Source organism: Psychrobacillus sp. MER TA 171, from assembly GCF_023713305.1.
Lineage (GTDB): Bacteria > Bacillota > Bacilli > Bacillales_A > Planococcaceae > Psychrobacillus.
In genome coordinates, this window is the sequence record NZ_JAMAWN010000010.1 from 40,872 (window position 1) to 59,672 (window position 18,801).

Below are 18,801 nucleotides of genomic sequence, written 5' to 3' on the forward strand. Positions count from 1 at the left end.
CTCTGCATCATGCAATTTAATACGGAAATACGGACAGGCATCACCTGTCCGATTTTTTATCTAATCAATTATTCCTGCTTTGCCTTACTCTAAGTTTCCAACTGGCTCTTCTTCATTAGCTAGTGGTAATAAACCAAGCGCATCAGCTGCCGGAATATCGTCATCTTCATCTAAATCGCGAAGTTCAATTTCTTCTTCGTCAATTGTTAACATCTTAACATCCATACCTAAACTTTGAAGTTCTTTAATCAATACTTTGAATGATTCAGGAACACCTGGTTCAGGAACGCTTTCTCCTTTAACGATCGCTTCATATGTTTTCACACGTCCAACCACGTCATCAGATTTAACTGTTAAGATTTCTTGTAATGTATAAGCAGCACCATAAGCTTCTAGTGCCCATACTTCCATCTCACCAAAACGTTGTCCACCGAATTGCGCTTTACCTCCAAGAGGCTGTTGCGTAACAAGTGAATAAGGTCCTGTTGAACGAGCATGAAGCTTATCATCAACCATGTGGGCAAGTTTGATCATATACATAACCCCTACAGATACGCGGTTATCAAATGGTTCACCTGAACGACCATCATATAGAGTCGTTTTACCATCACGGTTTAAGCCTGCTTCTTCCATTGTGTTCCAAACATCTTCCTCGTTGGCACCATCAAATACTGGTGAAGCCATGTGTACACCAAGAAGTCTAGAAGCCATACCTAAGTGAAGCTCTAATACTTGCCCGATATTCATACGAGAAGGTACCCCTAGTGGATTTAACATAATATCTACTGGTGTTCCGTCTGGAAGGAAAGGCATATCTTCTTCCGGTAGTATACGAGAGATTACCCCTTTGTTACCATGTCGTCCGGCCATTTTATCCCCTACAGAGATTTTACGTTTTTGAACGATATAAGCACGTACTAATTGGTTAACGCCAGGTGATAACTCATCGCCATCTTCACGATTGAAGACTTTAACGTCTAATACAATTCCGCCTGCACCATGAGGTACACGTAGAGATGTATCGCGAACTTCACGCGCTTTTTCCCCGAAAATAGCATGAAGTAAACGTTCTTCAGCAGTAAGTTCTGTAACCCCTTTAGGTGTTACTTTACCAACTAAAATATCTCCGTCTCTTACTTCTGCACCAACACGGATAATCCCACGGTCATCTAAGTTACGTAATGCATCTTCTCCGACGTTTGGAATATCTCTAGTGATTTCTTCTGGCCCAAGCTTCGTGTCACGTGATTCTGATTCGTATTCTTCTATATGCACAGAAGTATAGACATCATCTTTCACAAGACGTTCACTCATAATTACAGCATCCTCGTAGTTGTATCCGTCCCATGTCATGAAGGCTACTAGTACGTTACGTCCTAGTGCAAGCTCTCCTTGTTCCATAGATGGACCATCTGCAAGAATATCTAAAGGTTTAACACGATCTCCAACTTTAACAATTGGACGTTGGTTAATAGATGTACCATGGTTGGAACGCTCAAATTTGTGTACTTTATAAGTTGTTAAGTCACCTTTAACTTCTTTTCCGTCCACTTCTTCAATTCGACGCACGCGAATTTCCTTCGCTTCTACGTGTTCTACAATTCCGTGATATTTCGCAATAACCGCTGCACCAGAGTCACGTGCATTGACGTGTTCCATACCAGTTCCGACAAACGGAGCTTCTGGGTTTAAAAGAGGAACCGCTTGACGTTGCATGTTCGCTCCCATTAGGGCACGGTTAGAGTCATCATTTTCTAAGAAAGGAATACATGCTGTCGCTGCAGAAACTACTTGCTTCGGCGAAACGTCCATGTAATCGATTTGATCTCTTCTAAATACCGTGTTATCTCCACGGAAACGACCAACTACTTCTTCGTTTTTGAAAGCACCATCTTCAGATAATGGCGAGTTTGCTTGCGCAACAACGTAGTTGTCCTCTTCATCAGCTGTTAGGTAGTCAATACGAGAAGTCACAAGACCTGTTTCAGGATCCACACGACGGTATGGTGTTTCGATAAATCCAAATTTATTTACTTTCGCAAAACTGGAAAGTGAGTTAATTAATCCAATGTTTGGTCCCTCAGGAGTTTCAATCGGACACATACGACCATAGTGAGAGTAGTGAACGTCACGTACTTCGAACCCTGCACGCTCACGCGTTAAACCACCGGGTCCTAAAGCAGATAGACGACGCTTATGAGTCAACTCTGCAAGTGGGTTTGTTTGGTCCATGAACTGAGATAACTGCGAGCTACCAAAGAATTCCTTGATAGATGCAATAACTGGACGAATATTTATCAGCTGTTGTGGAACAATTGCTTGTGTATCGTTAATAGACATACGCTCACGAACTACACGTTCCATACGAGAAAGACCAATACGGAATTGGTTTTGCAGTAACTCTCCAACTGAACGTAAACGACGGTTACCAAGATGGTCAATATCATCTGTGTTTCCAACGTTGAATAATAGGTTAAAGAAGTAACCAATAGATGAAACGATGTCAGCAGGCGTAATGTTTTTAACTTCTGTTTCCACATACGCATTACTAATTACGTTAATTTCTTTTTGCTCTTCATCATTTGGCGCATAAATTTTAATCGATTGAACCGTAATATCGTCTTCTAACACTCCACCTACTTGAGAGAATGTTTTAAAGCCAATTCCGTTTTCCAGATGTGGAATCAGTCTGTCTAATACACGACGATCAATCAGCGTACCAGCTTCAACTAAGATTTCACCTGTTTCAGGATCCACTAGCGTTTCTGCTACCGTTTGGTTAAATAAACGATTTTTAATATGCAATTTTTTGTTCATTTTGTAACGACCAACATTAGCTAAGTCATAGCGTTTTGGGTCAAAGAAGCGAGAGTATAGCAAGCTCTTTGCACTTTCCACTGTTGGTGGCTCACCAGGACGTAAGCGTTCATAGATTTCTAATAACGCTTTTTCAGTAGTTTCTGTATTGTCCTTTTCAAGCGTGTTACGTAAATACTCATTGTCACCGATTAAATCAATGATTTCTTGATCTGAACCGAAACCTAAAGCACGAAGTAAAACAGTTACTGGTAATTTACGAGTTCTATCAATACGAACATAGACTACGTCCTTTGCATCAATCTCGTATTCCAGCCATGCACCACGGTTAGGAATAACTGTAGCACCAAAGCCTTTTTTACCATTTTTGTCAGTTTTGTCATGGAAGTACACACTTGGTGAACGGACTAGCTGAGATACGATTACTCGCTCTGCACCATTAATTACGAAAGTTCCGGTTTCTGTCATTAGTGGGAAATCACCCATAAAGACATCCTGTTCCTTCACTTCATCCGTTTCTTTGTTATGAAGACGTACTTTTACGCGTAGTGGTGCTGCGTATGTTGCGTCACGTTCTTTTGATTCATCGACTGAATACTTTGGTTCATTCAAACTATAGTCGACAAATTCCAATGATAGATTGCCTGTAAAATCCTCGATTGGTGAAATATCTTTAAACATTTCACGTAAACCTTCTTCAAGGAACCATTCATAAGATGCTGTTTGAATCTCAATAAGATTCGGTAACTCTAGCACCTCACTAATACGCGCAAAACTTCTACGCTGGCGGTGTTGTCCGTACTGAACTAGTTGACCTGTCAACTCATTCACCCCTCAATTAAAGCGATATTAGGTCTTTTCGATATAGACATTTTGGTGTATGATATCGAAAGACAAAAAGAAAACGAGTTCTTAATAAGAGCTCATTTTTGATTCACCAAACTTTTCTCGGCCAGTATACCCATAAAGTATAGCTTTTATACAAAAGGGCATAAGTCCTCAAAATAATATTTTTGCATTTTATTATAATATCATAGCGATTTTGTCAAGTCAATCTTTTGTACCTTTTATAATCCAATAACCTTTTTCTTTGTTCACAACTTCTACTTGACCAAAAATCTCTTCTAAAAAACTAAAAGTAGATGGTGCCCCTTGTTTCTTTTGAATTACAACCCACAATTCTCCCCCTGAAACTAATTTTTCATAGGAATCCTTATAGAAACGAAATATAGTCTCTTTTCCAGCGCGAATAGGTGGATTAGTTATAATAGCCGCAAAGTTTGCAGTTTCCACTGCTGACAACCCATCACTTTCATAGATTCGCACATTTTGTACCCCGTTAGCAGCCGCATTTTTTACTGCAAGTTGGATTGCACGTGTGTTAACATCTACTAAATGAACTGTTCTTTCTTCATTTGCTTTTGCAACGGCAAGTCCAATTGGACCGTACCCACAGCCCACATCCAATATATCTCCTTCGAGATCTGGGGCACTAAAAGCATCAATTAATACACGGGAGCCAAAATCTACTTCGCTCTTACTAAATACACCAGCATCTGTTTCAAACCGAAAATTATGACCAAGTAATTTAAAATTCCAATGTTGAGGCTTACTTTCCGTTTGAGGTTTTCTAGAATAATAATGTTCAGACACCGTTTAACCCTCCATCATACATACGAAGAAAAGCCCGTCGTATATAGACGAGCTTTTTCCCCGAGTTGTACCAGAAATTACTTAACTTCTACGTTAGCGCCTACTTCTTCAAGTTGAGCTTTCATAGCTTCTGCATCTTCTTTAGATACGCCTTCTTTAATAGCTTTAGGAGCGTTATCTACTACTTCTTTAGCTTCTTTCAAGCCAAGACCAGTGATTTCACGAACTACTTTGATTACTTTGATTTTTTGGTCGCCTGCAGATGCAAGGATTACGTCAAATTCAGTTTGCTCTTCAGCAGCAGCAGCACCGCCACCAGCTGCAGCAGCTACAGGTGCAGCAGCAGTAACACCGAATTCTTCTTCGATTGCTTTTACTAAGTCGTTTAATTCAAGAACTGTCATTGATTTGATAGCTTCTAAGATTTGCTCATTATTCATTTTATTTTCCTCCTATTATTGGGTATGTTAGGCTATTAGCCGGTTTTTTGTCGAAGAGTTGCATAATGAATTATGCGCCTTGTTCTTCTTTTTGTTCTGCAACAGCTTTTGTTGCAAGTGCGAAATTGCGCACTGGAGCTTGAAGTACAGATAAAAGCATTGAAAGAAGTCCTTCGCGTGATGGAAGTTCTGCAAGTGCTTTTACATCTTCAGCTGAAGATACGTTACCTTCGATGATCCCTGCTTTAATTTCTAATTGTTCGTTCTTTTTAGCAAAATCGTTGATGATTTTTGCAGGAGCAACTACGTCTTCGTTAGAGAATGCAACAGCATTTGGTCCAACTAAGAATTCGTTGATCGCATCAACACCCGCGATTTCAGTAGCACGACGTGTAAGTGAGTTTTTATAAACTTTGAACTCAACGCCAGCTTCACGAAGTTGTTTACGTAATTCCGTAACTTGTGCAACGTTTAAACCACGGTAATCAACAACTACTACTGAAGCAGCAGCTTTAAATTTACCAGCGATATCGTCTACAATTACTTTTTTTGTTTCGATTGCTTTGCTCATCTTGGCACCTCCTATAAGAATTGGCCATTTATACCGACAAAAGAAAAGCCTCTGATCTACGGATAGACACAGAGGCAGAAAGTCATCATCTAATTAGAATCTGAATTTACGTGTCCTCGGTAGGATATTAAGTGACAAGTCACTCCTACTGTCTTCGGTACAAATGTATATTACACAACAAAAGTCATCTTATCAGATAGACTATAGGTTGTCAATTATTATTTTACTGATTGAGCATCAACTTTAATAGCTGGGCCCATTGTAGTTGTTACATTTACAGATTTCATGTAAACACCTTTTGATGCAGCTGGTTTAGCTTTTTGAATTACTTCAAATACTGCCATGAAGTTTTCTACTAATTTGTCGTCTTCGAAAGAAACTTTTCCGATAGGTGCATGAATAATCCCTGCTTTGTCAGCACGGTATTCTACTTTACCAGCTTTAATTTCTTCAATCGCTTTAGTAACATCAAATGTAACAGTACCAGTTTTAGGGTTTGGCATTAAACCTTTTGGTCCAAGTACTCGACCGATTTTACCAACTTCACCCATCATGTCAGGAGTAGCTACGATTACATCGAAGTCAAACCATCCTTGTTGGATTTTGTTGATATATTCCACGTCACCTACATAGTCTGCACCTGCAGCTTCAGCTTCTTTAAGTTTTTCACCTTTAGCAAAAACTAATACGCGTTGAGTTTTACCAGTTCCGTTTGGAAGTACTACTGCTCCACGGATTTGTTGGTCGTTTTTACGAGTATCAATTCCTAGACGGAAAGCAACTTCAACTGTTGCATCAAAATTAACTGTGCTAGTTTTTTTAGCAAGTTCAATTGCTTCTTTAGCTGAATACGTAGTATTTTTGTCAACTAATTTAGCAGCTTCTTGTAACTTTTTACCTTTGTTAGCCATTTTAAAATGTCCTCCTTGATAGTGGTTTTAGCGGAATAAACCTCCCACGTGTAAAGGTTGCAGTTATTCTAAGGAACAACTACAACCTTCCAAAAAACAATTGCTTCATATCAAAATCACATAAAGTATTAGTCTTCGATCGTAATACCCATGCTACGTGCTGTACCTTCAACCATCAACATAGCTGTTTCAACAGATGCAGCGTTTAGATCTGGCATTTTTTGTTCAGCGATTTCGCGAACTTTTTCACGTTTAACTGTCGCCACTTTAACGCGGTTCGGTTCACCTGATCCAGATTGAATTCCTGCTGCTACTTTAAGTAACACTGCTGCCGGCGGAGTTTTTGTAATGAATGTAAAAGAACGATCTTCAAATACAGAAATTTCAACCGGAATGATTAGACCTGCTTGATCAGCAGTACGTGCGTTGAACTCCTTACAGAATCCCATGATATTAACACCTGCTTGTCCTAATGCAGGACCAACCGGTGGAGCTGGATTAGCTTTACCAGCAGGAATTTGTAATTTAACAACTTTAATCACTTTTTTAGCCACGAGACACACCTCCTTAAGTCCGTGATGTGGTAATTGGGTTGCCCCTCCCACTCAAATATCTGTCTCTCAGCTCTGCGCTGATAACATTTAGAAAATTCATGCAGACTTTTTTTCAGTCTGACCTTTGAAATGATACCACTTATCCATTTTTTTAGCAAGTATAAATTATACTTTAATTACTTGTTCGAAATCTAGCTCCATATTCGTTTCGCGTCCGAACATATCTATAGAAACAGTAACTTTTCCTTTTTCTGCCTCGATTGCTTCTACTTTACCTTGGAAATGAGCAAATGGCCCTTCTAGTACTTCTACTAATTCTCCAACTGAGAAATCTACCTCGACTTTGCGATCGTTCATACCCATTTGCTTCAGCATAGATTGAACCTCTTCTGGAGCAAGCGGTGTAGGCTTTGTCCCTCCACCTGATGAACCTAGGAATCCAGTTACTCCTGGTGTGTTACGTACTACATACCAAGCGTCGTCAGTCATGATTAACTCTACAAAAACATACCCAGGGAATGTTTTTCTTGTAACCACACGTTTTTTTCCATCTTTAAAATCTGTTTCTTCTTGTTCCGGGATGAACACTCGGAATATCTTGTCAGACATCCCCATTGTTTCTACACGCTTTTCTAAATTTGCTTTTACTTTATTTTCATACCCAGAGTACGTATGAACGACATACCAATTTTTTTCCATAGTGTCAGGACTAGACGTCCTTCCCTCCTTTTCTAAGACAAATGAAAAAACCCGTTCGTTGACTAAGACGGGCTATTTTCAGATATTTACATGCTACAAACTTATAACTCCAAGTACCAACGGAACAATTCAGAAATACCTAAGTCCACTACTGCAAAGAATACAGCCATTACCGCTACTGTTGCAAGCACAATGATTGTGTACCGTGTTAGCTCTTTGCGTTTTGGCCAACTTACTTTTCTCATTTCTGACCCTACGTTTTTAAAAAACCCACTAATATTAGCCATTTAGTTGAACCTCCACATGAATATCTATCTTCTTACATACTCATAATGTTTGTTTGTGTACTGTATGAGCATTACAATGCGTGCAGTATTTTTTTCTCTCTATACGAACAGAACCGCTCTCTTTAGACGCTGGAACTGTATAATTGCGATTACCACATTCTACGCAACTCAAGACGATTTTTTTAGTCATAATCTCACCTTTTTGGTGTATAAGTCTTTTTCAAGATTATCACCTTAGACTTACTGTGTCAACAAAATCCCAAATTATGCATAATTACTTCCAATCTCCATATAACGCTCTAGCTTACGCTTTACTCTTTGCAAGGCATTATCGATAGACTTAACATGTCTATTCAATTCCTCGGATATCTCTTGATAGGATTGGCCATCTAGATATAAGGAGAGCACCTGCTGCTCAAGCTCGCTTAAAATTTCACCCATTTTACCTTCCATGTAATCATAGTTTTCTCTGTTTATGATTAACTCCTCTGGGTCGTCTACCACAGATCCTGCGATAATATCCATAAGTGTACGGTCCGATTCTTCATCATAGATCGGCTTGTCCAAGGAAATATATGAATTGAGCGGAATATGCTTTTGCCTGGTAGCTGTTTTAATAGCAGTAATAATCTGCCTTGTAATACATAATTCAGCAAATGCCCTAAAAGAAGAAAGCTTTTCCTCTTTGAAATCACGAATCGCCTTATATAGTCCAATCATTCCTTCTTGAAGTATATCTTCCTTATCCGCACCTATTAAAAAATAGGATCTACCTTTCATTCTCACAAATGAACGGTATTTCGTTATTAAATAATCTAGCGCTTCGGTGTTTCCTTGATGAACCATTTCTACAAGCTCTTCATCTAGTAAACTATCCAATTGTTGTAGATTCAGCTCTGTCTTTTCCAATGAAGTCACCTCAGCTAAATTAGACATATTTACCATCAGTATACAGGATTCAAATTTATAGCGTCAATGAGTCATTTCATTCCTCTTCGCCATTTTTCGAAAATTTCCGCTACTTCTTCTGATAAATCAATGGTCGAAGACGGCTTAGCTTCTTGGATATCCTTCACTTTTTTCGTAATATTCGAGGAAATAGAAATCATTTCAATTTCTAACTCTCTTGCAGATTTTCTTAGCGCACCTTGTCCAAATATGACTCGTTGCTCTGTCATATCAGAGGTAGCAACATAAATTTGTACGCGTCTACCACTTAACTCCCGAGTCATCTTTTCAATTCGCTCGTCTGCTGTTTCATTTTTTCTTGTAAAGATAATTTCCACATCATACTGTTTCTTTTTGTTTTCTATACCCGGTACTAGGTGGGCATCAAACACTACAATTACTCGTATACCAGTAAATGCTTTATATTCTGCCATTTGCTCGATTAGTCTATCTCTAGCATCTAGTAATTTATCATTTTTTAGTTTTCTTAACTCGCTCCATGCGCCGATGATATTATAACCATCGACAAGTAGAATCTGCATGATTTTATTGTTTAAGCGGGTTTCTTACGCGCAAAACTTCGTATAGAAGGATTGACGTAGCAACGGACGCATTCAAGCTAGTTACATGACCAACCATCGGCAAATGGTAAAGAAAGTCGCATTTATCTTTTAATAATCGACTCATCCCTTTTCCTTCACTTCCAATAATGAGTGCTAACGGGAGGGTAGCATCCATATTTCTATAATCTGTTGACTTCGCAGCATCTGTTCCTGCAATCCACACTCCGCGCTCTTTAAGCTCGTCCACTGTTTGAGCCAAGTTCCCGGCACGATAAACTGGCACATGCTCAATTGCACCTGTAGATGCTTTGGCTACTACTGCTGTTAACCCAACAGCTCTTCTCTTCGGAATGATAATACCATGTGCTCCTACTGCATCCGCAGTACGCATAATAGAACCTAGGTTATGTGGGTCCTCAATTTCATCTAAAATGATAAAAAGTGGATCCTCTTTTTTACTTGCAGCTAGATTAAATAAATCATCTAATTCTGCATATTTGTAAGCAGCAACTGAAGCTACAATCCCTTGATGATTTGCATCGGTTAGATTATCCAGCTTTTTCTTTGGGACAAACTGAACGATAATTCCTGCTTCCTTCGCCAATTGTATGATTTCTGTAACGCCACTTTTTTGAATACCTTCAGCTATCCAGACCTTATTCATGTCTCTTCCAGAGCGCAGTGCTTCTACGACTGGATTTTTACCAGCAATAATTTCACCAGTTTGTTCGGATTTCTCTATCATTATTTTTTCTCTCCCTTTTGCCCATCGATAAATTCAATGGAAAATCGCAGCACCTCTTGCAAACGATCTGCTTGCTCACTTAAGTATAAGCTACCAATAACAGCTTCAAACGCTGTACTGTAATGATACGTCAAAACATCTGTATTTTTAGGAACCGTTCCAGATTTGGCATTTCTTCCTCTTCTTAAGACAGCCTCTTCTTCCTCAGTTAAGAAATTAGTGTTTAACATTTCTTTAACGATTGTTGCTTGTGCCTTGGCAGACACGTAATTTGTTGCTTCTTTGTGAAGGATGTTTGGTCTAACCCGCCCTGAGCGGATGAGGTGTTCTCGAACTACTTGTTCGAACACCGCATCACCCATATAAGCTAAGGCTAAAGAGTTAAGTTGCTTTACATCAGATAATTTAAATTCCACGAGGGTCACCCACGCTTCCATCGGATACCTTGGGCAGTATCTTCTAAAATAATATTCATTTCCTTCAGCTGATCTCTAATTTCATCCGCACGAGCAAAATTTCGATCTTTTCTCGCTTGGTTACGTTCTTCGATCAGCGCATCAATTTCTTCATCCAACACCTCTTGCTCCTTTGAAAGAGTAATTCCAAGAACTGCAGTTAATAAATCCAAAACGGATATAAATTGATTTAATACTTCTTCAGATGTTTGCTTTTCTAATAGATAAGTATTCGCTAGCTTAGATAATTCAAATAATGCAGCTATCCCATTGGCAGTATTAAAATCATCATCCATTGCCATTTCAAATTGTTGCTTAACCTCTTGTATTTTGTGCAGCCATATATCATGCTGGTCACCTAAATCCGCTGTTGTATTCAAACGGTGAAGTACATTTTCATATGAAGTACGAATACGTTCTAATCCTGCCTCTGCCTGCTCTACAAGCTCTTGAGAATAGTTAATTGGGTTACGGTAATGAACACTTAGCATAAAGAATCGGAGCACCTGCGGGTTAATTTGCTTGCGAATGTCATTCACCAATACAAAGTTACCAAGTGACTTAGACATTTTTTCATTGTCTATATTGATATAACCGTTATGCATCCAATACCTAGCAAAGGTTTTTCCAGTTCTAGCCTCAGATTGAGCAATCTCGTTTTCATGGTGAGGGAAAGTTAAATCCTGACCACCAGCGTGTATATCAATTGTGTCTCCTAAAATCTCACGTGCCATAACAGAGCACTCAATATGCCAACCTGGTCGACCTTGCCCCCATGGACTTTCCCAGAATATCTCACCTGGCTTTGCAGCTTTCCATAGAGCGAAGTCTAATGCGTCTTCTTTCTTCTCTCCACGCTCAATGCGTGCTCCTACCTTTAAGTCATCTACGGACTGATGTGAAAGCTTTCCGTACCCTTCAAACTTTCTCGTACGGTAGTAAACGTCACCTTGTGATTCATAAGCATAGCCTTTTTCTACTAGCACTTTAATAAAATCTATAATTTCATCCATATGTTCCGTTACACGAGGATGGGAGTCTGCCTTTGTGCACCCTAGTGCCTCTACGTCTGCATAATAAGCTTTAATAAAGCGATCCGTAAGCTCTGATACATCTTCACCGAGTTCGTTGGCCGCTTTAATAATCTTGTCGTCTACATCAGTAAAGTTACTTACGAATGTCACATCGTATCCACGATATTGCAAATACTTTCGGACCGTGTCATATACGATAACCGGTCGTGCATTACCGATATGAATGTAATTGTATACCGTTGGACCGCATACATACATTTTTACCTTTCCTTCTTCTATTGGCACAAATGGTTCCTTCTCACGTTTTAGTGAATTAAAGATTTGAATTGTCATGGCGTTTGGCTCTCTCCTTTTCCTCTAGCAATCGAACTATTTCTTCCTGTAGCTGCTTAATCTTATCTTCCATTTCCTTGCACCGATCTGCAAATGGATCAGGAAGATCTTGATGATCTAAGTTTCTTTTTACCTTTTTACCATTTTGAATAACGACTACACCAGGTATGCCAACTACCGTAGAATCTTCTGGTACATCCTTTAGGACGACGGAGCCTGCTCCTACCTTACTGTTGTCGCCGATTGTGATAGACCCCAACACCTTAGCTCCAGTAGCTACTAAGACATTATTCTTAAGAGTAGGGTGACGCTTTCCTTTTTCTTTACCAGTTCCCCCTAAGGTAACACCTTGATAGATCGTACAATCGTCTCCTATCTCACAGGTTTCTCCAATAACCACCCCTGAACCATGGTCGATGAAGAAGCGTCTGCCTATCACCGCTCCAGGATGGATTTCTATACCTGTAAAGAACCTGCTGATTTGGGAGATTAGCCTTGCAAGGAAAAACCATTTCCTCTTATAAAAGACATGTGCTAACCTATGGCTCCAAACTGCATGTAAACCTGCATAGGTTAATATAACCTCCAACTTACTAGTAGCAGCGGGATCCTGTTCAAACACTACCTCTATATCTTCTTTCATCCGCTCAAACACGTTAATCACTCCTTTTTTCCATAAAAAAAGTCTCTGTCTATAAATATAGACAGAGACGCTGTTTTGCGCGGTTCCACTCTGATTGGAAAGATGTTTATCTTTCCCGCTTCACATCTTTAACGCAGATGATACGTCCAGCCTACTAATCGTTCGGCTTGGCGCTCCGAGGTGCATTTCCATAACTCATAGGTTCAGACCACTTTCAGCCGGTGATGGTCCTCTCTAAGGAACTTGCGTTACGTACTTCTCCTCTTCTTAGCTTTCTTTACTTCGTTCATGAATTACACTCATTTTCACACCTTGTAGTGGAAAAGTCAATTTTATTGTTTAGCGTATTTGGAAACTCTTGCAATTACTTTTTCTTTACCGATTAAGCTAATTGCATCCGCTAATTCCGGACCATGTGTTTGGCCAGTAGTTACGACACGGATAGGCATAAATAGGTTTTTCCCCTTATGACCCGTTTCCTTTTGCACTGCTTTAATCGATGCTTTAATTTCTGCTGGTTCAAATGTTTCTAGAGCCTCTAACTGTGCTTTAAAGGCAGCCATAACCTCTGGTACTTGTTCACCAGTCAATACTTCAAGAGCTTCTTCATTATATGCAACATCGTCGTTAAAGAACAATGATGACAACTCAATAATTTCTGCTCCAAAGCTCATTTGATCATGGTAAAGCCCTATTAAATTTGTAGCCCATACTTGTTGCTCCTCAGATAATTCCTCTGGAAGAAGTCCTTCTTTTTGTAGATGTGGCAACGCAAGCTCTACTACTTTTTCTAGTGGAAGTTGCTTAATGTATTGATTGTTCATCCAAGTTAGTTTTTGCTTATCGAACATTGACGGTGATTTGGAAAGACGAGCTACATCAAATTGTTTAATGAATTCCTCTTTAGAGAAGATTTCTTCTTCTCCTTCAGGAGACCAGCCTAATAGAGCAAAGAAGTTGAACATTGCTTCTGGAAGATACCCTAGGTCTTTATATTGTGCTACAAATTGTATGATTGATTCATCACGTTTAGATAATTTTTTACGGCTTTCGTTGATGATTAACGTCATGTGCCCGTACTTAGGATATTCCCAGCCGAAAACGTCAAATACCATTAATTGTTTTGGAGTATTGGATAAATGCTCTTCACCTCGGAATACATGCGTAATCTCCATTAAGTGATCATCTAATACTACTGCGTAGTTATAGGTTGGAATGCCATTTGCTTTGACAAGAACCCAGTCACCAACGTCTTTGGATTCAAAGGACACAGTTCCACGAACTAAATCGTCAAACTTATACGTTACATTCTCAGGCACACGCATACGAATCGTATAAGGTGTTCCTGCCGCTTCCTTCTCTTGTACTTCTTCTTTGGATAGATGTCGGCATTTTCCGTTATACATCGGAGCAGCTACACCATTTTCTTTTTGTTGCTCACGGTCAGCTTCTAATTCCTCAGAAGTACAGAAACATTTATAAGCATGGCCTTTTTCTAGCATTTCCTCTGCGTATTTCGTGTAAATATCTAATCGCTCCATTTGGCGATAAGGTGCATAAGGTCCACCGATATCTACTGATTCATCGTATTCCATTCCTAGCCACTTTAAGTTATCCAGCTGTGATAATTCTCCGCCTTCAATATTTCGCTCAATATCTGTGTCTTCAATACGAACGATAAATTTCCCATTATGGTGGCGAGCATATAAATAATTGAATAATGCAGTACGTGCTCCTCCAATATGAAGATTTCCTGTAGGACTTGGTGCATAGCGTACGCGAACTTCTTGTGTCATTATAAATCCTCCTAATTATCTTACGTTTAAATTAAACCGTTATCTGGAAAGTGGAATTAAACCGTTGATAGACAACGTGATTGTTGCCTGTTTCGCTAAAGTAGTAAACTTTATCTATTCTACCACTGCGTGTAGCATTTTTAAAGCTAGTCTTTTTTCATTAAAAGGATAGTTGCCATCGAAGCAATCCCTTCCCCACGCCCAGTAAACCCTAGCTTTTCGGTAGTTGTTGCCTTTACATTGACCTGAGAGACATCAGCTTGCAGAAGCTCTGCTACTTTTGAGCGGATTTGCTCTATGTACGGGGCCATTTTAGGCATCTGAGCTATTATCGTGCAATCTATATTTCCAAGCTTATAGCCTTTTGCATCTACTAGCTTCCAAATATACTCGAGTAATTTCGCTGAATCTGCATCTTTAAATTCAGGATCCGTATCAGGGAAATGTCTTCCAATATCTCCTTCTCCAATTGCTCCTAGCGCTGCATCTGTAATGGTATGGAGTAACACATCTGCATCCGAGTGACCTATTAAACCTCTTTCATAAGGGATCGTTATCCCACCTATGATTAATGGGCGGTTATCTGCAAATTCATGTACATCAAAGCCTTGTCCTATTCTTAACAATTTATTTTTCCTCCTGCTTTCGTTTATTTAAAATTACTTCTCCTAACAATAAGTCCTCTTGAGTGGTTACCTTTACGTTATCATAGGTACTCTCCACGATGTGAACATTTCCACCTTGCTTCTCTACTAGCATAGCCTCGTCTGTCCCTAAAAAGGATTCCTGCTCAGCGAGTCTTTCGGCTTTCTCCAATACATCATATTGAAAAGCTTGAGGTGTTTGGATAATCCAAAGACTCTCTCGATCAACCGTTTCCTGTATTATACCATTGTGAACCTTTTTCATCGTATCCTTTGCCCGTACTGCAGCAACTGCTGCGCCAAATTTTTCAGCTGCTTGGACTAGCTGATGAATGATTTCCTGCTGAATGAACGGTCTAGCAGCATCATGCACCAATACAATCCCTTTAGCAGGACTAGCCTTCAAGCCCGCATATACACTATGCTGTCTTTCAGAACCGCCTTCTACAATGGCTGACACCTTTTGGATGGAATATTGCTGAAGCAGCTGTTCTATATATGATTTTTCTTCTTTTTTTATCGCTAAAACAATATGAGCGCAGTCAGGGTCTTGTTCAAAAACTCTAAGCGTATGTATTAAAACTGGTATATTACTTAATTCGATAAAAAGTTTGTTGTGACCTGCTCCCATCCTTTTTCCACTTCCCGCGGCAGGTAAGATTACTGTATACAACATTATTTACGTACCTCCTATATTACAAAGAAAAAGGGTATGCTCCACAAAGGAAACATCCCCTCCTACTTATTTAGTTTCTTGGGGTTTCGCAAAGATCATTCGTCCTGCTGATGTTTGGAGAACACTCGTCACTTCTACATTAATAGCTTGTCCGATATAAGCTTTACCGCCTTCTACAACAATCATTGTCCCATCGTCTAAATAAGCTACCCCTTGATTATGCTCTTTACCATCTTTAATCACAACTACATGCATTATTTCCCCGGGAATAACTACCGGTTTAACGGCATTTGCTAAATCATTAATATTCAATACACGAACCTGATGCAGCTCACACACCTTGTTTAGGTTAAAATCATTTGTGACTACTATGCCGCCCATTTTTTTAGCTAGACGCATCAATTTTAAATCAACTTCTTGGACATCCTCAAAGTCTTCTTCCACTATTAAAACCGCAGTGCTTCTTTCATCCTTTAGTTTGTTTAGAACGTCTAAGCCACGGCGACCTCTTGTCCGTTTAAGTGTATCAGAAGAATCTGCAATATGCTGAAGCTCCGTTAGCACAAATTGAGGGACAACTAGTACCCCTTCCATAAAGCCGGTTTCAGAAATATCAGCTATTCTCCCATCAATGATCACACTTGTGTCCAAGAGCTTGTAAGTCCCCAATGGTAGAGCTTGTTCTTCTTCCTCTGCTGTTTTTTTCTTCAATGCAGGGAGCTTAGAAGATGGAGTAAACACGTGTAGCAATTCATCTCTCTTTTTATAACCTACCTGGAATCCTAAATACCCTAAAATGATGGTCAATAGAACTGGAGCAACAGACCGAATGACTGGAAATTCAATACTCGATACCGCTGACCCTAAAAAGAAGGCTACGATTAACCCGATGACCATCCCTAACGTCCCAAACAACAAATCACCAATGGGTGCCTTTAATAGTCTTTCCTCCATCCATTTAATGAAATGAATTAAATAATCTGTTAAAAATAGCGCAGCTACATACAGCATGATTGCTCCGATTAATACAGAAACATATACATTGTTAATAAAAGAGTTGTTGGATAAATTAATCAGTTCATATAAGTGCGGTAAGAATAGCAACCCTAATGTACCACCTATTAATACAAAAGCAATTTGAATAATCCACTTTAACAAATATTCCACCTCCGTTTAAATTTTATTATACTTCCTTTTATGGCTCTATGCCTATTTTGACGTATGAGCAAGGCTAACCAATGCAGCAATACAATACTAGTATCAAAAGTTTACTTATACATAGTTTACATTACCACTCAGAAGTATACGTATTTTAGAAAGCAGGTGGCAGTTCCCCACCACCGTATCTTCTCTATTATTACCTCGAGTAGTTTGTCCTACTAGTCAGTTAAGAAAAAGCTTCCTTCATCACTTCATTTACTGATTCTACACCAATGACCTGCAGTCCCTTTGGATAGTCCCAGCCTCCCATATTCGATGCTGGGATGATTGCTCGTTTAAAGCCGAGCTTTGCAGCCTCTTGCACTCTTTGTTCAATCCTCGAAACTCTTCTTACCTCACCAGTTAATCCGACTTCTCCTATAAAACAGTCAGTTGAAGCAACACCTATATCTCTAAAACTAGAGACAATACTTACTAGGACGGCTAAATCGATGGCAGGTTCGTCTAATTTTACTCCACCGGCAACTTTTATATAGGCGTCTTGTGTTTGAAGTAGCAGTCCCATGCGTTTTTCTAGCACTGCCATTAACAAGGAAATTCTATTTTGGTCAATCCCTGTAGCCATTCTTTTTGGGTAGTTAAAGCTCGACTGTGTGACTAGCGCTTGAATCTCTACTAAAATCGGTCTTGTCCCTTCCATAGAAGCGACGATTGCAGAGCCTGCTGCTCCATGAGAACGCTCCTGCAAAAATAACTCAGAAGGATTTAGTACTTCCTTTAGGCCCTGTTGTACCATTTCAAAAATAGCAATCTCATTAGTGGAACCAAATCTATTTTTTTGTGAACGCAATATACGATGATTGTGATGACGCTCACCCTCAAAATATAAAACCGTATCTACCATATGCTCGAGAATCCTTGGTCCGGCGATTTGCCCTTCCTTAGTTACATGACCAACTAAAAAGATAGCAATATTTTTAGTCTTCGCGATACGCATCAGCTCAGCCGTACTTTCACGTACTTGAGACACGCTACCTGGTGCACTCGTTACTTCTGGGTGATGCACGGTTTGTATAGAATCCACGATTACAAAACGTGGACTTACTTGATCGATTGTTTCATTTATCAGCTCTAGATTAGTTTCCGAGTAGATATAAAGTTCGTTTGAAGTAACTCCTAGACGTTCTGCTCGGAGTTTCGTCTGGCGGATGGATTCTTCTCCGGAAATGTAGAGGACTCTTTCTCCCTTATTCGCAAGAAGTGCAGAAACTTGTAAAAGAAGCGTTGATTTACCTATACCTGGATCTCCCCCAATTAAAACTAGGGAGCCTGGCACAATTCCTCCACCTAAGACCCGATTCAATTCTACTAAATCCGTCTGTACACGAGGCTCATCGATCGTTTCAATAGATATAATGGGGGTTGCTTTTTGAGTGACTCCAGAGGAATGCTGAAAAGAATGTCTAGGCCCCTTAGAAACAACCTCTACCTCTTCCACCATCGTGTTCCATTCTCCACACCCTGGACATCTACCCATCCATTTGGCAGCCTCATAGCCACATGAGTTACACATAAATTTCGTTTTCTTTTTTGCCATATAATCCTCCTATAATAAGAAAAGCATAATCGCCTGTTCTGCCCCGACAGGCAAATGGGGAAAAGCGAGGAGGCAGTTCCTCAGCCACCGGAGCTTTTATCCATTTGACCCGAGGGGCAAGGCGATGAAGCTAGACATCTTGAAAAACATAATCGCCTGTTCTGCCCCGACAGGCAAATGGAGAAATGCGAGGAGGCAGTTCCTCAGCCACCTCACATACTCTTTGTTGCACTATGTAAAAAAAGGCATTCCGGTGATCTCGGAATGCCTATAA

The 18,801-nt window shown here is 39.7% G+C and carries 21 protein-coding genes and 2 other annotated features; of the genes, 1 reads left to right on the plus strand and 20 read right to left on the minus strand.

Features of this window, described 5'->3' with window-relative positions; genetic code table 11:
* Nucleotides 1-84: 84 nt before the first annotated feature.
* From rpoB to radA, 20 genes are all read right to left on the minus strand, one after another.
* Nucleotides 85-3,639, minus strand: coding sequence for a DNA-directed RNA polymerase subunit beta (rpoB, locus tag M3627_RS11015; RefSeq protein ID WP_169359376.1), 3,555 nt, complete (start codon nucleotides 3,637-3,639; stop codon nucleotides 85-87).
* Nucleotides 3,640-3,867: 228 nt separating this feature from the next.
* Nucleotides 3,868-4,470, minus strand: a complete 603-nt coding sequence (locus tag M3627_RS11020; protein ID WP_169359377.1) for a class I SAM-dependent methyltransferase — start codon at nucleotides 4,468-4,470, stop codon at nucleotides 3,868-3,870.
* Nucleotides 4,471-4,547: 77 nt separating this feature from the next.
* On the minus strand, nucleotides 4,548-4,910 hold the full coding sequence (rplL, locus tag M3627_RS11025) for a 50S ribosomal protein L7/L12 (protein ID WP_169359378.1): 363 nt from the start codon (nucleotides 4,908-4,910) through the stop codon (nucleotides 4,548-4,550).
* 70 nt (nucleotides 4,911-4,980) lie between these two features.
* Nucleotides 4,981-5,481, minus strand: coding sequence for a 50S ribosomal protein L10 (rplJ, locus tag M3627_RS11030; protein WP_169359379.1), 501 nt, complete (start codon nucleotides 5,479-5,481; stop codon nucleotides 4,981-4,983).
* A gap of 32 nt (nucleotides 5,482-5,513) precedes the next feature.
* Nucleotides 5,514-5,657 (minus strand) — a sequence feature (ribosomal protein L10 leader region).
* A 42-nt stretch (nucleotides 5,658-5,699) separates the two neighbouring features.
* Nucleotides 5,700-6,392, minus strand: coding sequence for a 50S ribosomal protein L1 (gene rplA, locus M3627_RS11035; protein WP_169359380.1), 693 nt, complete (start codon nucleotides 6,390-6,392; stop codon nucleotides 5,700-5,702).
* Nucleotides 6,393-6,520: 128 nt separating this feature from the next.
* Nucleotides 6,521-6,946 carry a 50S ribosomal protein L11 gene (rplK, locus tag M3627_RS11040; protein WP_169359381.1) on the minus strand — a complete coding sequence of 142 codons (426 nt, stop codon included), beginning with the start codon at nucleotides 6,944-6,946 and terminating at the stop codon, nucleotides 6,521-6,523.
* 165 nt (nucleotides 6,947-7,111) lie between these two features.
* Nucleotides 7,112-7,645, minus strand: a complete 534-nt coding sequence (gene nusG, locus M3627_RS11045) for a transcription termination/antitermination protein NusG (RefSeq protein WP_169359382.1) — start codon at nucleotides 7,643-7,645, stop codon at nucleotides 7,112-7,114.
* A 101-nt stretch (nucleotides 7,646-7,746) separates the two neighbouring features.
* Nucleotides 7,747-7,932: a preprotein translocase subunit SecE gene (gene secE / locus M3627_RS11050; protein WP_169359383.1), complete on the minus strand. Its 186-nt coding sequence runs from the start codon at nucleotides 7,930-7,932 to the stop codon at nucleotides 7,747-7,749.
* 40 nt (nucleotides 7,933-7,972) lie between these two features.
* Nucleotides 7,973-8,122 (minus strand): 50S ribosomal protein L33, encoded by a 150-nt coding sequence (gene rpmG / locus M3627_RS11055; RefSeq protein ID WP_251555629.1) that lies wholly within the window; start codon nucleotides 8,120-8,122, stop codon nucleotides 7,973-7,975.
* 74 nt (nucleotides 8,123-8,196) lie between these two features.
* Nucleotides 8,197-8,868, minus strand: a complete 672-nt coding sequence (gene sigH / locus M3627_RS11060; RefSeq protein ID WP_169359385.1) for an RNA polymerase sporulation sigma factor SigH — start codon at nucleotides 8,866-8,868, stop codon at nucleotides 8,197-8,199.
* Between the two features lie 44 nt (nucleotides 8,869-8,912).
* Nucleotides 8,913-9,422, minus strand: coding sequence for an NYN domain-containing protein (locus M3627_RS11065; RefSeq protein ID WP_169359386.1), 510 nt, complete (start codon nucleotides 9,420-9,422; stop codon nucleotides 8,913-8,915).
* A gap of 4 nt (nucleotides 9,423-9,426) precedes the next feature.
* Nucleotides 9,427-10,188, minus strand: a complete 762-nt coding sequence (gene rlmB, locus M3627_RS11070; protein ID WP_169359387.1) for a 23S rRNA (guanosine(2251)-2'-O)-methyltransferase RlmB — start codon at nucleotides 10,186-10,188, stop codon at nucleotides 9,427-9,429.
* Nucleotides 10,188-10,550, minus strand: a complete 363-nt coding sequence (locus tag M3627_RS11075; protein WP_445678204.1) for a Mini-ribonuclease 3 — start codon at nucleotides 10,548-10,550, stop codon at nucleotides 10,188-10,190. Before M3627_RS11075 ends, rlmB begins: the two co-directional genes overlap by 1 nt.
* Before the next feature lie 59 nt (nucleotides 10,551-10,609).
* Entirely contained in the window at nucleotides 10,610-12,010 is a 1,401-nt protein-coding gene (gene cysS, locus M3627_RS11080) for a cysteine--tRNA ligase (RefSeq protein WP_169359389.1), read from the minus strand.
* Nucleotides 11,991-12,665, minus strand: a complete 675-nt coding sequence (cysE, locus tag M3627_RS11085) for a serine O-acetyltransferase (protein ID WP_169359390.1) — start codon at nucleotides 12,663-12,665, stop codon at nucleotides 11,991-11,993. Before cysE ends, cysS begins: the two co-directional genes overlap by 20 nt.
* A gap of 48 nt (nucleotides 12,666-12,713) precedes the next feature.
* Nucleotides 12,714-12,931 (minus strand) — a binding site (T-box leader).
* Nucleotides 12,932-12,985: 54 nt separating this feature from the next.
* The gene (gene gltX, locus M3627_RS11090; RefSeq protein ID WP_169359391.1) at nucleotides 12,986-14,449 is read right to left on the minus strand and encodes a glutamate--tRNA ligase; all 1,464 of its coding nucleotides are present in this window, start codon (nucleotides 14,447-14,449) and stop codon (nucleotides 12,986-12,988) included.
* Between the two features lie 146 nt (nucleotides 14,450-14,595).
* Entirely contained in the window at nucleotides 14,596-15,075 is a 480-nt protein-coding gene (ispF, locus tag M3627_RS11095; protein ID WP_169359392.1) for a 2-C-methyl-D-erythritol 2,4-cyclodiphosphate synthase, read from the minus strand.
* A 1-nt stretch (nucleotide 15,076) separates the two neighbouring features.
* Entirely contained in the window at nucleotides 15,077-15,769 is a 693-nt protein-coding gene (ispD, locus tag M3627_RS11100; protein ID WP_169359393.1) for a 2-C-methyl-D-erythritol 4-phosphate cytidylyltransferase, read from the minus strand.
* A 66-nt stretch (nucleotides 15,770-15,835) separates the two neighbouring features.
* The gene (locus M3627_RS11105; RefSeq protein WP_169359394.1) at nucleotides 15,836-16,927 is read right to left on the minus strand and encodes a PIN/TRAM domain-containing protein; all 1,092 of its coding nucleotides are present in this window, start codon (nucleotides 16,925-16,927) and stop codon (nucleotides 15,836-15,838) included.
* 229 nt (nucleotides 16,928-17,156) lie between these two features.
* The gene (gene radA / locus M3627_RS11110; RefSeq protein ID WP_169359395.1) at nucleotides 17,157-18,527 is read right to left on the minus strand and encodes a DNA repair protein RadA; all 1,371 of its coding nucleotides are present in this window, start codon (nucleotides 18,525-18,527) and stop codon (nucleotides 17,157-17,159) included.
* 124 nt (nucleotides 18,528-18,651) lie between these two features.
* Between radA and M3627_RS11115 the strand changes: the two genes are divergently transcribed.
* Nucleotides 18,652-18,801, plus strand: coding sequence for a hypothetical protein (locus M3627_RS11115; RefSeq protein ID WP_251555630.1), 150 nt, complete (start codon nucleotides 18,652-18,654; stop codon nucleotides 18,799-18,801).

Excerpts from the sequence above, each read along its gene's own strand:
- rplJ (WP_169359379.1), bottom strand. The coding sequence starts at position 5,481 with ATGAGCAAAGCAATCGAAACAAAAAAAGTAATTGTAGACGATATCGCT.
- nusG (WP_169359382.1), bottom strand. The coding sequence starts at position 7,645 with ATGGAAAAAAATTGGTATGTCGTTCATACGTACTCTGGGTATGAAAAT.
- rplL (WP_169359378.1), bottom strand. The coding sequence starts at position 4,910 with ATGAATAATGAGCAAATCTTAGAAGCTATCAAATCAATGACAGTTCTT.
- sigH (WP_169359385.1), bottom strand. The coding sequence starts at position 8,868 with ATGTCTAATTTAGCTGAGGTGACTTCATTGGAAAAGACAGAGCTGAAT.
- rpmG (WP_251555629.1), bottom strand. The coding sequence starts at position 8,122 with ATGACTAAAAAAATCGTCTTGAGTTGCGTAGAATGTGGTAATCGCAAT.
- radA (WP_169359395.1), bottom strand. The coding sequence starts at position 18,527 with ATGGCAAAAAAGAAAACGAAATTTATGTGTAACTCATGTGGCTATGAG.
- secE (WP_169359383.1), bottom strand. The coding sequence starts at position 7,932 with ATGGCTAATATTAGTGGGTTTTTTAAAAACGTAGGGTCAGAAATGAGA.
- ispD (WP_169359393.1), bottom strand. The coding sequence starts at position 15,769 with ATGTTGTATACAGTAATCTTACCTGCCGCGGGAAGTGGAAAAAGGATG.
- M3627_RS11115 (WP_251555630.1), top strand. The coding sequence starts at position 18,652 with ATGAAGCTAGACATCTTGAAAAACATAATCGCCTGTTCTGCCCCGACA.
- gltX (WP_169359391.1), bottom strand. The coding sequence starts at position 14,449 with ATGACACAAGAAGTTCGCGTACGCTATGCACCAAGTCCTACAGGAAAT.
- M3627_RS11075 (WP_445678204.1), bottom strand. The coding sequence starts at position 10,550 with ATGGGTGATGCGGTGTTCGAACAAGTAGTTCGAGAACACCTCATCCGC.
- rplA (WP_169359380.1), bottom strand. The coding sequence starts at position 6,392 with ATGGCTAACAAAGGTAAAAAGTTACAAGAAGCTGCTAAATTAGTTGAC.
- cysS (WP_169359389.1), bottom strand. The coding sequence starts at position 12,010 with ATGACAATTCAAATCTTTAATTCACTAAAACGTGAGAAGGAACCATTT.
- rlmB (WP_169359387.1), bottom strand. The coding sequence starts at position 10,188 with ATGATAGAGAAATCCGAACAAACTGGTGAAATTATTGCTGGTAAAAAT.
- M3627_RS11065 (WP_169359386.1), bottom strand. The coding sequence starts at position 9,422 with ATGCAGATTCTACTTGTCGATGGTTATAATATCATCGGCGCATGGAGC.